Genomic DNA, 14,110 nt, shown 5'->3' on the forward strand with positions numbered 1-14,110 from the left:
CCTCGTTCGGGCTGGCGGCGGACGTCCAGTGGACCAGACGGTCAACCTCGGCGCTACTTCGCCTTGGCCGCGGCCTTCGCGGCTTTCTTGAAGTCCCGCACCTCGAGCAACGACTTCTGATCGGTCACATCAGCCACGCTACGACGGCTTCCCTGGTCGCCGTAGTGCCCGGCGGCCTCACGCCACCCGTCCGGCGTGATGCCGAACTGTTTGCCCAAAAGTGCCAGGAAGATCTTGGCCTTCTGCTCCCCGAACCCGGGCAACGCCTTGAGCCGCTTGAGCACCGCGGCCCCGTCCCCGTCGGCCCAGATCCGCGTGACGTCCCCGTCGTACTGCTCGACGACGAACTGCGACAGCGCCTGCACCCGCTTGGCCATGCTGCCGGGGAACCGGTGCACGGCGGGCGGCGTGGCCATGATCGTGGCGAAGGCCTCTGGATCGGCCTCGGCGATGCGGTGCACGTCCAGGCCGTCCATGCGGTCTGCGAGGACCTTGGGGCCGGAGAACGCCTTCTCCATCGGAATCTGCTGGTCCAGCATCATGCCGAGCAAGAGCGCGAACATGTCCGACGCGAGGAGTGCGTCCGCGTCGGGGTTCTGCGCGAGGCACAACGTGCGGGTCATGGCTGAAAGGATGACACGTCATTCGGAAGATCGCCGGTAGCGGTCTGGCACGATGCTGGCCCGTGCCTAAACGCTTCTGTTCCAACGTTGCTCGGTCGCAGACCATCGACCCGGATCCGATGCTGCGAGCAACGGGCTGAGGAACCGGTCCATCAACTCGGTGGCTTGCGAGAGTGTTCGACAGCTCGCCAGCGCATCGAGATTGCCGGCTTCGTGTTCGTAGCCGATGGCCCACGACGTTGGCTCCGGCACCGTGAACACCGCGGGTAGCTCAAGATCAGTGCCGGCATCACGCCGTCGGTTGTGCTCATGGCTGATAGCGGCCTGCAGTTCCCGGCCATGTATGGATTCGCGCAGAGCGATGAGGACCAAGTCCACGAGGTCGCGATATCTCGTGGATGCTCTCCCGTTGTGCCGTTCGTAAAGCGCACACACTTTGTCTGCCACGTGAGCGATGAGCGGGTACAGCTTGACGACAGGCCAGTCGTCTGGCCATTCGACGGGGACCGATGGCTCCAGCCTTCGCGGTTCGGGAGTTCCGTGCAGTGGTGAGTGCACGACCAGGTCAACGCTGACGACTCCCTCTGTCCGCGGCCCCACCAGGATCTTGAACGAGACGCGAGTGGTCGGGCGGCTCCCCGTGATCTCGGTGCGTTCTCGGTAGTCGTAACGAACGAAGTCGCCGAGGTCGAGTGCGGCGGCTTTGCGGATTGCCTCCACAGCTTCACCCAGGTCGGCGGCGCCTGGGCGGCACAGATCGATGTCCCGGCTGTGGCGGACATCGCGGTAGCGCACCAGCATCGCTTGGCCGCCTTTGAGCAGCCAGCCATCGGGATCGTGGTGGAAGACCCTGGCGAGGAGTCGCTCGAAGTAGAACCTGTTGAGCAGATCGCCAGGACTTGTGCCAGTGCTCGCGGCTTCACGTTTCGCGCGATCTCGAAGCGCGCGGCTCAGCGCTTGAGGTGATGCGTAGGTCATTCGTCCGTTCCCGTCTCAGACTTGTTCCTGTCGGGCTCCTGGATCAGCGTTGTTACCGCCGCTCTCAGCGTCCTCAGTTGCGGCTGGTCCAGCGCGGCGAGTTGAGAAGCAACTGTTTGGACTTGCGTCGTCGCATCCAAAGCTTCAACTGTGGCCTGCGCAGGTTGCGCCTGCGCTGATCGGTCGTTGATGGATGTTCCGGTGCCCGCTTGGTCCAGCAGATGTTGGAGGAGGAGGCGCCCATCAGGTCGACCGACGCCGTAAGTGAGTGCGTATGTCGCGGCGGCGGGTATGAGGCGATCTACGTCAACAAGGCTGTGGCGCATCGCGTCGTGAAGCACTCCGCCAATGTGCCCCCCATCGACATGAGCAGCCAGCAGATCTTTGATCGTGCGTTCGACTGTCGTTACGGGCAGACCATCCCTGGTGGTGGTGATCTCTGTTTCTGAAAGATCGCCACGATGCAGTCGTACGCCTGCAATGCGAGTGGTCCGTCGTCGCGGCACGGTGATCTCGACTGCGGGCGCCGGGACGTCCCCGAGTTCGTGTAGGACACAGGCGGTGCTGTGCGAGAAAACTCCGTTGTCCGAGTCTGTGGGACGGCGCTCCCAACCTCGTCGGGAAGGGGCGAGACGGAGCCAGGCTGCCTTCTCGTCGATGTGGCTCGGCGTTCCTGCTGCAACGACGAGGTGGACGCCACGTGATACATGATCGACGAGCCCCGCCGAGGCCAGTCTCGTCAGGGTTGTGCGGTGCACTCCTGCGGCTTCTGCCTGTTGCGTCGTGAACAGGCCCCACTGATCAGCAGCGATGTCGCCGACGACTTGAAGAGCCTCCACACGTTCCATGTAGCAAACGCTACACGCCTGCAGCGTTTGCTACCTTCTAGATGTAGCAAACGCTGCACTACTGCGACGAGGTCTGTCATTCATCAAGCAGTGTGCTGGTCCAGCAGCATTCCGGTCAGCAGGGCGAACATGTCCGACGCGAGGAGTGCGTCCGCGTCGGGGTTCTGCGCGAGGCACAACGTGCGATTCATGTGACGGATGGTGTCACGTGACCCGTATCCGGCGCCTGTCGTAGCGGCGTCGTGGGCGTGGCGGAAGTTCGGCCTTTCATATAGGCCCGAACGAAGTGGGCTTACCGCTCGTCGACCACAGCGGTACGTACGCCGCAGTAGCAATCCCAAGTGGAGTCGCCGGGCCACTCTGTGTTCATGGGGCGGGTATTTGCCCATATTCCAAGTTGATGTGACGGAACGAGGGGGCTCGTTGTGAGTGGGGGATTTTTCCTCTTGATTTCATGACGCATGAGAACAGGGTCGAAGGGGGCGTGAAGGGGTCGGTGGTGCAGGCCGGCTCCATTCGAGGGGATGTGCACGTACATGCGTCTGAGCAGGTCACACCGGTGCCGCAGCAGTTGCCACCTGCGCCGTTCATGTGTGTTGGGCGTGATCAGGAACTTGAGTTGCTGGCCGAGGCAATGGACGAGGCGGTGCGGGACGGGACTGCGGTGGTGGTTTCCGCGTTGGCCGGTACCGGTGGTATCGGTAAGACGTGGCTGGCCTTGTACTGGGCGCACCGTAATCTCGAACTATTTCCGGACGGGCAGTTGTTCGTCGACCTGCGCGGGCGGGACGCAAGTGGCCAGCCTTTGTCATTGAACACGGCGGTGCGCGGGTTTATCGATGCGTTCGGGATCGCCGCTGATCGCATCCCGGTGGACGCCGGGGCGCAGTTCGGCCTGTACCGGAGTCTGGTGGCGGGCCGGCGGATGCTCATCGTGCTCGACAACGCGCGCGACACGGCGCAGGCCGCGCCCTTGTTGCCGGGAAGTCCGACGTGCGTGGTGATCGTGACGAGCCGGGATCGGCTCGCGGGGCTCGTGCGGAGTCATGGTGCTCGGTCGGTCACGCTCGATGTGTTGTCGGAGGCGGAGGCGCGGGAGTTGCTGAGCACGCTCATCGGTGCGCAGCGGGTGGCGGAGGAGGCTGAGGCCGCCGACGACCTGATCGCGTGTTGTGCGGGATTGCCTTTGGCGTTGAGCCTGGTCGCGAGCAGGGCGACGGCGCACCCGTCGTTTCCGTTGGCGGGGCTGGTCGACGAGTTGGCGAACACGACGACCCGGCTGGATGCGTTCGACGACGGTGACGGGGTCACGAGTCTGTCCGCGGTGTTGTCGTGGTCGTACGAGGCGCTGCTGCCGGAGGAGGCGGTGGTCTTCCGCTTGCTCGGTCTGGCCGGCGGCGCGGACATCAGTCTGGCGGCGGTGGCGAGTCTCGCGGGTCTGCCGCAGCGGCAGGCGGCGGGGGTTCTTCGTGCCCTGGAACGGGTTTCGCTCGTGCACGAGCACATGCCGGGGCGCTACCGCATGCACGATCTGGTGCAGCTCTACGCGGAGGAACTGGCGCAGCGGGACGAGTCGCGGCACCTCGCGATGCGCAGGTTGGTGGACTTCTACCTGCACACGGCGCGTCGCGGTGATGTGCTGCTCGACCCCGACAGCGAGGAGGTCGTGCGCAGGCCGCCTGCGCCGGGGTGCGTGCCGCTGGAGTTCTCCTCGCAGAACGAGGCTGTCGAGTGGTTCGACGTCGAGCACCGGAACATCGTTGCGGCGCAACAGACCGCGAGCGGTGACGTGGTGTGGCAGCTGGCCTGGGCGCTGCACGGCTACCACTGGTGGCGGGGGCATCTGCACGACGATCTGCTGGCGTGGCAGGCCGCGTCCGTCGCGGTGCGCGAGTCGGTCGAGCTGCGGCCGAAGGTGCTCGTGCGCCAGATGCTGGGCTTCGCGTACTCGAGGCTGATGCGGCACGACGAGGCGTTCGAGCAGCTCGACCAGGCCTTGGTGCTGGCTGGTGAGCTCGGTGATCCGCACAAGCTGGCGGAGGTGCACCACGCGTCGGCACACGCGGCGAGCAAGCAGGGAGACGTCGAACGGGCTCTGCGGCACGCGAACGAGGCGTTGCGGCTCTACCGCGAGGCCGGGGCGTCGTTGCGTGAAGGGTGGGCGTTGATCCTCATGGGGTCGTTCGCGGGCAAGCTGAACAATCAGGTGCTGGCCTGGACGTCCGCGGAGGACGCGCTGGTCGTGTTCCGGGAGCATGGGTACGCGCCGGGCAAGGCCGCCGCGTTCAACGCCCTCGGCATGCTGGCCGGAGCTGCCGGCGACCACGCGTGTGCGATGGCGTACCACGAAAGTGCGCTCACCATCCGCCGCGAGCTGGGCAACAGCTACGCGGAGGCGGACACGCTCGCGCAGCTCGGTGAGACCTACGCCGCGATGGGCAGGATCGCGTGGGCGAAGTCGTGCTGGGGAGCCGCGCTGGCGCTCTACCGGGCGCAGTGCAGGGCGGCCGACGTCGAACGGGCCGTGTGCCGGCTTGACCTGCTCGCAGACCGCTGAGTGGAACGGGGTGCAACCGCACACCGCGTGCACCCCGTCTCCTCAGCACCGAAGGGGTGCTGATCAGGGGGTTTTCGCATGACACGCACGGTCGGACTGTTCTTCGCCGCCGCGCTCATAGCCGGCATGACGGCCGTGTTCACGGGCACCGCGCACGCCTGCAGTTGCGTGCCGGCCACCGAGGAGCAGGCGTTCGCCAGGGCCGACCACGTGTTCCAGGGCCGGATCCTGGCGAAGTCCGACGAGCCGGACCAGAAGGTGCGTTATCGGGTGGTCGTCTCCAAGGAACGCAAGGGGGACGTGCCGCGGTACGTCAGCGTCATCACCGAGATGAGCAGCGCCTCGTGCGGGGCGAAGCTCGTGGTGGGCAAGGACTACCTGGTCTTCGCCACGGGCGACGCGTCCGACAGGAAGGTCGAGACGAGCCTGTGCGGCGGGACGCGGCGGGTCGACCGGGAACGGGCCTGCGGGAACTAGGCGCCGGCCACCCGGACCTCGGACACCACCTGGCGCACCAGCACGCGCAGCGCCTCGCGGTCCACGGTGGCAGGGTCGTCGGCCAGCCAGTCGCCGATCTCGCGCACGAACTGCTCCGGGGTCATCGGCGGCACCTCGAAGTCGAGGTCGTCGTCGCAGGTGACCTCGCCGGTGCGACTCGGGTAGATGATCAGCGCGCCGCGGATCTCCAGCCAGGGCAGGACTTCGGCGAAGCGTTCCACGCCTTCGAGGAGTTGTGAGCCGCCGCCGCGGAACGGGTGGCCGTTGCGCCAGAGTTCGCCGTCCTCGTCGCAGTAGTAGTGGCCGGGCAGCCAGGACTTCGACTCGATCAGGACCAGGCGGCGTCCGCAGAGCAGCGCGTGGTCGACGTCGGTGAAGACGGAACCCGGCCAGGCGAGGCCGTGGAAGATCCGCACGCCCGGTAGCTGGGTGAGGTACTCCGTCAGCAGTCCGGCGGTCAGCCGTTCGCGTCTGTTTTCACCCGTACGGCCGAAAATGGTGTTCCCGTCGTACTCACCCGCGAACGCCCGTTCGGCCCTCGAGGTCACGATGTAGCGACGCACCAGTCGGAACGCGGCGTAACCGGCGCCCGCCACCAGCGGTAGCCAGACGGCCAGCAGGAGCGGGGACAACGGCAGCGCCAACGGGATGAGCAGGACGAACCACCCGCCGATCGCGGCGGCCGCCGGGGCGTGGCCGAGGCCCGCGGCGGGGACGTAGCGGACGCGCGCGCCGAGGTCGATGCGGTTCCACCAGTCCATCACGCCGAGGTCGACGCGGGGGCGTGGCGGCGTGTAGTTCGGGTCGTCACCGAAGTCGCGCAGCTTGCCGGTACGGCCCGTTCGACGAGGTCGCGGGCGTGCCTGCGGACGAACGACCGGCGGCACCACCACCGCGGGGCGGTCGTAGTCGGCGCGCCGGACCGGGTCCTTCAGCGTCTCGTAGGCCTCCTGGAGCATGCGGAAGCCGCCAGACGTCCCACCCGCGTCGGGGTGCATGACCTTGGCGAGTGAGCGGTACGCCGACTTGATCTCCGAGGCACTGGCGCCCCGGCTGACACCGAGCAACTCGTAGTAGTCGATCCCTGGCACGACACCGTCCAGTCCGAGGTTGATGCACGAACCTTATTGGGTCCAACACTTTCGCAGGGCATACGGCCCGCAGTTCGCCGACTAGTGTGGAACAGGCAGTGCGTTGGGGCCTGTAGCGCAGTGGTCGACGCGCCCTCCGGCACGGAGGGAGAACGCCGGTTCGAATCCGGCCGGTCCCGCTCAACATCTCGCCCTTCTCGCCTTCCCTCCTCCTCGTACGGCCAGGTTCTGGCCCTGGTTCACCTGTTGACGGCAGTGGTCTAGTCCACCTAGCTTGGGGAAGCGCCGCCGCGCCTGTCACCCATCGAGGAGACCGCATGTTCAGGCGCAGAATCATCGCGGCCGCGACAGCCCTGTTAACGGCAGCCACTCTCGCGGCACCAGCCTCGCAAGCCGCACCGCAGTCCGACGTCGGAGCCCAGGCGATCACCAAGCGCGTCGTGGGCTACTTCGTGCAGTGGGGCGTCTACCAGCGCAACTACCACGTCAAGAACATCCGCACGTCCGGCTCCGCCAGCAAGCTCACGCACATCAACTACGCGTTCGGCAACGTGTCCGGCGGCCGTTGCGTGCTCGGTGACACCTACGCGGACTACGACAAGTTCTACGACGCGGCGTCCTCTGTGGACGGTACGTCGGACACCTGGGACGCGGGTGCGTTGCGCGGCAACTTCAACCAGCTGCGCAAGCTGAAGAAGCTGAACCCGAACCTCAAGGTCCTGTTCTCCTTCGGCGGCTGGACCTGGTCCGGCGGCTTCCCGGCGGCGGCGAGCAGCCCGAGCGCGGCGGCGGCGTTCGCGGACTCCTGCTACAAGCTCGTCGAGGACCCGCGCTGGGCGGACGTGTTCGACGGCATCGACATCGACTGGGAGTACCCCAACGCGTGCGGGCTCACCTGTGACACCAGCGGTTTCAACTCGTTCAAGGTGCTGATGCAGGCCGTTCGCAACCGCTTCGGCAGCAGCAACCTCGTGACCGCCGCGATCACCGCGGACGGGTCGAACGGCGGCAAGATCGACAAGGCGGACTACGCCGGCGCCGCGCAGTACGTGAACTGGTACAACCCGATGACGTACGACTTCTTCGGCGCCTGGGCGGCCCAGGGCCCGACCGCGCCGCACTCGCCGCTCACGTCCTACCCCGGCATCCCGACGGCGGGATTCAACACCGACGCGGCGATCCAGAAGCTCAAGAGCAAGGGCATTCCAGCCAACAAGATGTTGCTGGGCCTCGGTTTCTACGGTCGCGGCTGGACAGGTGTCACCCAGTCGGCGCCCGGCGGCACGGCGACCGGTGCCGCACCCGGCACGTACGAGGCCGGCATCGAGGACTACAAGGTGCTCAAGGGACGTTGCCCGGCCAACGGAACCGTCGCGGGCACGGCGTACGCCAAGTGCGGCAGCCAGTGGTGGAGCTACGACACCCCGGCCACGATCCGCAGCAAGATCTCGTGGGCCAGCGGTCAGAACATGGGGGGCGTGTTCTTCTGGGAACTCTCCGGTGACACGACCAACGGCGAGCTGATCAGCGCGGTGCGGGCCGGCACCGGCTGAGTCTGAAGCTCGAAACCCGTGGCCGGACGTCGCGTCCGGCCACGGGTTTCACGAGATCAGCAGCCGCTCGACCATGTTGCCGTAGTGCCGGCCGGCCGTGGGTTTCGCGGTGAAGCGGACGGTCTTGCCCCGCCCCTGGTCCCAGACCGTCATCTCCAGGTTGGGGGTGCCGCCGGCGAAGTTCGGCGTCTCGATCCAGTTCGTCTTGCACGTGCTGGAGTAGTACAGGATGAACGTGCCCTTCGCGCTCGCCTTGCGACCGGCCCCCGCAGCCGCTGTCGTACGGGTCCTTGCCGTCGCAGCCCGCTCCGCTGCACGTGGCGGCGGCCGAGATCGGAGCCTCGGCCGGTGCGGCGGTCGCACCGACCTGACACCGCCGAGCAGCGCGATCGAAAGGCCGGCGGTCGCAGCCGCGGTGGCCAGCAGTTCCGTCGCGACCGAAATGCTGGCCGCACCGCCTTGCAGGGTTCTTGCCAAAAGCTTGACCCCCGAGGGCACAGGATGTCCGGGTGGACGCATTCGAACACCTCCGCCGCCTCTGCCTGGCGCTGCCAGAGGTCACCGAACGGCTGAGCCACGGCGAGCCCACCTGGTTCGTGCGCGGCAAGAAGACCTTCGTGATGTCGGCCAACCAGCACCACGACGACCGCGTGGCGTTCTGGTGCGCGGCAGGTCCCGACGTGCAGGCCACTCTGGTCGCCCAAGACCCCGGGCGGTACTTCCGCCCGCCCTACGTGGGCCACCGCGGCTGGCTCGGCGTGTACCTGGACGTCGAGGTGGACTGGGACGTGATCGCGGACCTCGTCGAGGACGCCTATCGGGTGATTGCCCCGAAGACTCTGGTCGCGCAACTCGACGCCTCAAGTTGCCGACCTGACTGACCTGCCGCAGTCTTCCGCGCATGGCGACCTGTGACGTCTGTGGCAACGAGTACTGGATGGCCTTCGAGGTGCGCACCGTCGGCGGCGGCGTGCACACGTTCGACAGCTTCGAGTGCGCGATCCAACGCCTCGCACCGCGCTGCGAACACTGCGACTGCCGCGTGATCGGGCACGGCGTGGAGGTGGAGGGCCGCTTCTTCTGCTGCGCCCACTGCGCGCGTTCGGCGTCCACCGACCTGGGCGCGATGATCCGCGACACCGTCGGCGCCCATCCCGGCTAGCTCAGGACGAGGTCCAGGCTGAGCGGCACGGCCGGCGGTAGCGCGTCCGTGCCGCTCCGGAACGACTCCAGCAGGTAGGCGACCAGCCGTTTCGACGCGGCCACGGCGACCTCGACCGGCATGCCGGCGAGGCCGCCGTTGGCCACGAGCAGCAGCGTCAGGTCGTGTGGTGAGAAGTCGGGCCGCAGCTGCCCGCTGTCCTTCGCCCGTTCGACCAACGTGGTGAACGCCTGCCACGTCCGGCCTCGGACCTCGGAGTGCATGTCGGGGAACGACGCGACGAACGCCGCCGTGAACCCGCGATCGGTGGCCTGCAGCAGGCACACCTTCTCGATCACCGTGCGGAACCCGCGCCACGGGTCCGGGTCCGTCAGCGCTTCCTCGATCACGGCCTGGCAGACGGCGAACTGCTCGGTGAAGGCCTCCACGACCAGCGCTTCCTTGGTGGGGAAGCGGCGGTACAGGGTGGCGACGCCGACTCCCGCACGACGGGCGATCGCGGCCATCGGCACCTCCAGCCCGCGTTGCGCGAACAGTTCCCGCGCCACGGCCAGCACTCGCGCGCGGTTCTCCCGCGCGTCGACACGCATCTGAGACGGTTCAGCGGTCACTTCATCTCACTTCGCCTCAAGTGGACGGGGGTCTCCACTTGTGAGGCTACGTTGAGAAGCATGAGAGTTCAGGGGCCGATGGTGCGCACGGTCAACAAGTGGATGGTCGGACTGCGTGACGCGCCGCTCGTCGGGAAGCTCATGCGCAAAGGGATCACCGTGGTGACCTACACGGGGCGGAAGTCGGGCCGAACGTTCACCACACCCGTTGGCTACCAACGCAAAGGTGACGTCGTCGAGATCCGCGTGATGATGCCGGACGCCAAGACCTGGTGGCGCAACTTCAACGGCGAAGGCGGTCCGCTCACCCTTGACCTGGATGGCGGCGCAAAGACCGGACACGCGACATCGCACCGTGACGACAAAGGTCGTGTCACGGTGCGAGTGCAGCTCTAGAACCCTTACCTGGCAAGGGAAGCCAACCGGCGTGGCTCCAGGAACGCCGCCAGCAGGTAGGCCGCGCCGCCCAGCACCGCCAGCACGCCGAAGAAACCGGCTCCGGGGACGAACAACGTCGCCGCCGCGACCAGCATGAGCCAGGTGCCCAGGTTGTAGTGCAACGCGTTGCCGCGGATGGCGCCTTCGGCGATGTAGATCAGGCCGACGACGATGGTCGACCCGGCCGGCCACAACACGGTCTGCAGCTCGGGTTTGTCGAACACCGTGCTCAGGCCGGTGACCGCCAGCGCCAGCGCGGCGAAACCGGTGACCCAGGCAGTGCCGACGAGCTTCTCGGCTCGTCGCCGCGACTCCGAGGCGGCCCGCTGGGCACGTGACGACGCGGTCATGGCGAAGACCGTGCCGGCGACGAGGCCGGTGGCGAGCAACCCGATCGGCAACCAGAACGGCATGACGACCAGGCCGGATTTGGAGAGCAGCGCGGCGCCGTGGCCGAACACGTAGGCGAACGCGAAACCCAGGTAGGCGGCGCGGTTGTCGACCTCATCGGCCGGCGCGGCGATGGCCGAGCGGATCGCGGTGGCGTTCATGGGGACCTCCGGAAGTCAGATGAGTGAAGTGATCAGGCGCGGTGCGAGGACGGTGAACTGCGACGAGCGGCGGACTGACGCGCGTTGATCGGCGAGACCGTGCAGGCCCAGCCACAACGTCATGGCGCGATCGGAGTCGGCGAGGACTCGGGTGAACAACCGCAGTGCCGGTTCGGAGAGATCGGCCGCACCGAACATCACGCGGTAGCGGCGGGGGTGTGCGACGGCGAAGTCCAGGTAGGCGAGGCCTGCCGCGTAGGCGCCGGCCGCACCGAGAACGGCGGCTTCGAGTTCGTGGAAGGCCTCGTGGCACACGGCCAGCAGGATCGCTGGTGGATCGGGGAAGTACTGGTAGATCGACGACGTGGGGACGTCCGCCGCGCGGGACACGGCCCGCAGCGTCACGGCGCGGTCCTGGTCGACCAGGCCGGTCGCCGCCGCCACGATGGCCTGACGGCAGCCGGGCCTGCTCACGGCTCCGGAACGATGACGACCTTGCCCAGCACCGTGCGCGACTCGGCCAGCGCGAGCGCGGCGGCGGCCTCCGGCAACGGGATGCGCGCGGCGATCTGCGGCGTGAGCGCACCGGCGCCGACCAGGCGGAGCACCTGCGTGAGGTCCTCGCTCAACCGCGCACGGAACGCGGCGGCACGGAAACGCTTGCCGGCCCAGAAGTTGTAGAACCCGGCGCGCTTGCCGTTGGGCAGGACGTTCCACAGCATGAGGCGCCCGAACAGCTTCAGCACCGGCAGCATCGCGTTGCCCGGCTCGTCCTTCGTCGCGGCCGAACCGTAGTTGACCAGCGCACCGCCCCGGCGCAGCAACTTCCACGACTCCATCAGGCCGGCGCCACCGACGTGGTCGAACACGGCGTCGACCCCGTCCGGCGCGATCTCGCGGATCCGGTCGTACATGTGCGGGTCGCGGTAGTCGACGGGAATCGCGCCGAGCTCGCGCACCGCGTCGTGGTGGCGGGCGGAAGCCGTGCCGATGACCTTGATGCCCGCGTGCTTCGCGAGCTGGACGAGCGTCGACCCGACCCCGCCGTTCGCGCCGAGCACCACGATCGTGTCGCCCCGCTCGACCTTCGCGGTGCGGTACATCATCTGCCACGCCGTGACGCCGTTGACGACCACGGTCTCGGCGGCGGCCGCGTCCACGCCGTCCGGTACCGGCACCAGATCCGCCGCCTCGACGATCAGGTGGCTCGCCCACCCGCCGACCTTGGTGACCGCGGCGAACCGGTGGCCGCGCAGGTCGCGATCCACCCCGTCACCGGTCGCGACAACCGTGCCGACCACGTCGTAACCGGGCACGAACGGGAACGCGGGCTGGTCGTAGTACTTGCCCAGGCGCATCTGCTGCTCGGCGAACGAAACGCCGGTCGCGTCCATCCGCAGGACGACCTGACCCGCACCCGGCGCGGCCAGGTCGCGGACCTGAACCTGCAGGCCGACGGGCTCGACCACGCCCGGCAGCACGATCTCGGTGACGCGGGTGGTGGCGGTGGTGGCGTTCATCTCTGGCTCCTCAGGTCGCTGTGCTTACGGCCATAAGCTAACGCCCGTAAGTCTATGAGTGCAAGACCTAACACCCATAAACTTTCAGGTGTATGGTTACGACCGTGACGAACACGGAGCCACGCAGGCGCAACCGCCGGGGTGAGGGCGGGAAACTGCGCGAGGAGATCATCGCCGCGGCGTTGGCGCTGCTGGACGAGGGCGGCGACGAACGCGCGGTGACCCTGCGCTCGGTGGCCCGCAAGGCCGGCATCGCGGCCCCGTCGATCTACGCGCACTTCGCGGACCAGCCGTCGATCATGCTGGCGGTCGTCCAGCAGGAGATGGACGCACTCGCCTGCGCACTGCGCGAAGCCGACCAGAACGCCGGCCCGGACGCCCGAACGCGCCTCTTCGCGGTGTGCAACGCCTACCTGGACCTGGCGTTGCTGCACCCGCAGCGCTACCGGATCATGTTCGGCGGCCTGTGGACCCCGTCCGTCGACGACACCTCGATCACCGATGCCGACCTGGACTCACTGGGCGCGGAGGCGTTGACGCTGCTCGCCGAGGTGCTCGGCGCGTGCGTGGAAGCCGGGATCGCGCACGGGAGCGACGACCTCTACGGCGATGCGGTCGCGTTGTGGCTCGGGCTGCACGGCCTTGCGCACCAACGGGCCGTGGTGCGCAAGATGCCGGGGCCGGCGGACGTCGCGGAGCGGTTGATCACGGCGCTGGCGCACCTGGAGTAGGTCAGGGTGCCTCGAACAGCGTCGACACCGACTCCCCGACGTTGATCCGCCGCATCGCCTCCGCCATCGCCGGCGCGATCGACAACACCTTCAACTTCGGCACGACCTTCGAATCCGGAATCGGCACCGTGTTCGTCGCAACGATCTCCAGCACGTCGTCGAAGGCCTGCAACCGTTCCAGCGCCCCAGAAGAGAACAATCCGTGCGTGCACGCGACCCGGATCGGCCCGGCCCCGCGCTCCCGCAGCTTGTCCAGCAACTCGATCACCGTCGACCCCTTGGCGATCTCGTCGTCCAGCACGATCACGTCGCGCCCGGCCACCTCGCCGATCACGGTCTGGATCTGCACCTTGTCGTCGGCGAACCGCTGCTTCGCCCCAGCCGCGACCGGCAGCCCCAAGATCCGGGCGAAGTGCGCGGCTTCCTTGGCGTTGCCGAGATCCGGTGACACCACAACGGTGTTCGACAGGTCGTAGGCCGAGAAGTGCGCGGCCAACTCGCGCAGCGCGTGCAGGTGGTCGACGGGCACCGAGAAGAACCCGTGCACCTGCGGCGAGTGCAACGTCATCGCCAGCACTCGCGAGGCCCCGGCGGCCACCATCAGGTCGGCGACCAGGCGTCCGCCGATCGAGATCCGCGGCGCGTCCTTCTTGTCCGAACGTGCGTAGGCGTAGTGCGGCAACACCACGGTCGTGCGCGCGGCGGAGGCGCCACGGGCGGCGTCCAGCATCAGCAGCAGTTCGACGAGGTGTTCCTGCACCGGCGGCACCAGCGGCTGGATCAGGAACACGTCCCGCTCGCGGCAGTTCGCCTGCAACTGCACCTCGAGGCAGTCGTTCGCGAACCGCGTCAGGCGGCTGGGGGACAGGTCCACGCCGACGTGCCGGCAGATCTCGGCGGCGAGGTCGGGATGGGCAGAACCACTGAAGACAGCGATGTCACGCACACC

Annotated in this window: 17 protein-coding genes and 1 tRNA gene; 8 read left to right on the plus strand and 10 right to left on the minus strand. The window is 67.6% G+C overall.

Annotated elements, in window-relative coordinates; all coding sequences use genetic code 11:
• Positions 1–53: 53 nt before the first annotated feature.
• From SK803_RS19705 to SK803_RS19715, 3 genes are all read right to left on the minus strand, one after another.
• Complete coding sequence (locus SK803_RS19705) at positions 54–623, minus strand: HhH-GPD-type base excision DNA repair protein (protein ID WP_319967484.1); 570 nt, start codon at positions 621–623, stop codon at positions 54–56.
• Between the two features lie 66 nt (positions 624–689).
• Positions 690–1,601, minus strand: a complete 912-nt coding sequence (locus SK803_RS19710) for a nucleotidyl transferase AbiEii/AbiGii toxin family protein (RefSeq protein ID WP_319967485.1) — start codon at positions 1,599–1,601, stop codon at positions 690–692.
• Positions 1,598–2,449, minus strand: coding sequence for a type IV toxin-antitoxin system AbiEi family antitoxin domain-containing protein (locus SK803_RS19715; RefSeq protein WP_319967486.1), 852 nt, complete (start codon positions 2,447–2,449; stop codon positions 1,598–1,600). Before SK803_RS19715 ends, SK803_RS19710 begins: the two co-directional genes overlap by 4 nt.
• Positions 2,450–3,068: 619 nt before the next feature.
• On the opposite strand from SK803_RS19715, the gene SK803_RS19720 reads away from it, so the two are divergent.
• The gene (locus SK803_RS19720; RefSeq protein ID WP_319967487.1) at positions 3,069–5,006 is read left to right on the plus strand and encodes an ATP-binding protein; all 1,938 of its coding nucleotides are present in this window, start codon (positions 3,069–3,071) and stop codon (positions 5,004–5,006) included.
• Positions 5,007–5,084: 78 nt separating this feature from the next.
• Positions 5,085–5,483, plus strand: a complete 399-nt coding sequence (locus SK803_RS19725; protein WP_319967488.1) for a hypothetical protein — start codon at positions 5,085–5,087, stop codon at positions 5,481–5,483.
• Here SK803_RS19725 and SK803_RS19730 read toward each other — a convergent pair.
• A complete protein-coding gene (locus tag SK803_RS19730; RefSeq protein ID WP_319967489.1) occupies positions 5,480–6,595 on the minus strand; it encodes a J domain-containing protein in 1,116 nt (371 codons plus the stop codon). The two genes, SK803_RS19725 and SK803_RS19730, sit on opposite strands and share 4 nt — an antisense overlap.
• Positions 6,596–6,700: 105 nt before the next feature.
• On the opposite strand from SK803_RS19730, the gene SK803_RS19735 reads away from it, so the two are divergent.
• Positions 6,701–6,774: transfer RNA gene (locus SK803_RS19735), tRNA-OTHER, on the plus strand.
• 138 nt (positions 6,775–6,912) lie between these two features.
• Complete coding sequence (locus SK803_RS19740; RefSeq protein WP_319967490.1) at positions 6,913–8,148, plus strand: glycoside hydrolase family 18 protein; 1,236 nt, start codon at positions 6,913–6,915, stop codon at positions 8,146–8,148.
• A gap of 48 nt (positions 8,149–8,196) precedes the next feature.
• Here the strand turns inward: SK803_RS19740 and SK803_RS19745 are convergent, their stop codons facing one another.
• A complete protein-coding gene (locus SK803_RS19745; protein ID WP_319967491.1) occupies positions 8,197–8,625 on the minus strand; it encodes a hypothetical protein in 429 nt (142 codons plus the stop codon).
• 32 nt (positions 8,626–8,657) lie between these two features.
• Here SK803_RS19745 and SK803_RS19750 point away from each other — a divergent pair, with 32 nt between their 5' ends.
• Entirely contained in the window at positions 8,658–9,029 is a 372-nt protein-coding gene (locus SK803_RS19750) for an MmcQ/YjbR family DNA-binding protein (RefSeq protein WP_319967492.1), read from the plus strand.
• A gap of 20 nt (positions 9,030–9,049) precedes the next feature.
• Complete coding sequence (locus SK803_RS19755; RefSeq protein WP_086669330.1) at positions 9,050–9,310, plus strand: Prokaryotic metallothionein; 261 nt, start codon at positions 9,050–9,052, stop codon at positions 9,308–9,310.
• On the opposite strand, the gene SK803_RS19760 is transcribed toward SK803_RS19755, so the two are convergent.
• Positions 9,307–9,921, minus strand: a complete 615-nt coding sequence (locus tag SK803_RS19760) for a TetR/AcrR family transcriptional regulator (protein WP_319967493.1) — start codon at positions 9,919–9,921, stop codon at positions 9,307–9,309. The genes SK803_RS19755 and SK803_RS19760 overlap by 4 nt on opposite strands.
• Positions 9,922–9,981: 60 nt before the next feature.
• On the opposite strand from SK803_RS19760, the gene SK803_RS19765 reads away from it, so the two are divergent.
• On the plus strand, positions 9,982–10,317 hold the full coding sequence (locus SK803_RS19765) for a nitroreductase/quinone reductase family protein (protein ID WP_319967494.1): 336 nt from the start codon (positions 9,982–9,984) through the stop codon (positions 10,315–10,317).
• Between the two features lie 5 nt (positions 10,318–10,322).
• Here the strand turns inward: SK803_RS19765 and SK803_RS19770 are convergent, their stop codons facing one another.
• From SK803_RS19770 to SK803_RS19780, 3 genes are read right to left on the minus strand one after another with little or no spacing between them, the layout of a single operon-like run.
• A complete protein-coding gene (locus SK803_RS19770) occupies positions 10,323–10,910 on the minus strand; it encodes an ABC transporter permease (protein WP_319967495.1) in 588 nt (195 codons plus the stop codon).
• 15 nt (positions 10,911–10,925) lie between these two features.
• Positions 10,926–11,384 carry a TetR/AcrR family transcriptional regulator gene (locus SK803_RS19775; protein WP_319967496.1) on the minus strand — a complete coding sequence of 153 codons (459 nt, stop codon included), beginning with the start codon at positions 11,382–11,384 and terminating at the stop codon, positions 10,926–10,928.
• Positions 11,381–12,430, minus strand: coding sequence for a medium chain dehydrogenase/reductase family protein (locus tag SK803_RS19780; RefSeq protein ID WP_319967497.1), 1,050 nt, complete (start codon positions 12,428–12,430; stop codon positions 11,381–11,383). Before SK803_RS19780 ends, SK803_RS19775 begins: the two co-directional genes overlap by 4 nt.
• 104 nt (positions 12,431–12,534) lie before the next feature.
• Here SK803_RS19780 and SK803_RS19785 point away from each other — a divergent pair, with 104 nt between their 5' ends.
• Complete coding sequence (locus SK803_RS19785; protein WP_319967498.1) at positions 12,535–13,161, plus strand: TetR/AcrR family transcriptional regulator; 627 nt, start codon at positions 12,535–12,537, stop codon at positions 13,159–13,161.
• A 1-nt stretch (position 13,162) separates the two neighbouring features.
• On the opposite strand, the gene SK803_RS19790 is transcribed toward SK803_RS19785, so the two are convergent.
• A complete protein-coding gene (locus tag SK803_RS19790; RefSeq protein WP_319967499.1) occupies positions 13,163–14,107 on the minus strand; it encodes a ribose-phosphate diphosphokinase in 945 nt (314 codons plus the stop codon).
• Positions 14,108–14,110: the final 3 nt, after the last annotated feature.

The organism is Lentzea miocenica, from assembly GCF_033949945.1.
In the GTDB taxonomy this organism is placed as follows: domain Bacteria; phylum Actinomycetota; class Actinomycetes; order Mycobacteriales; family Pseudonocardiaceae; genus Lentzea; species Lentzea miocenica.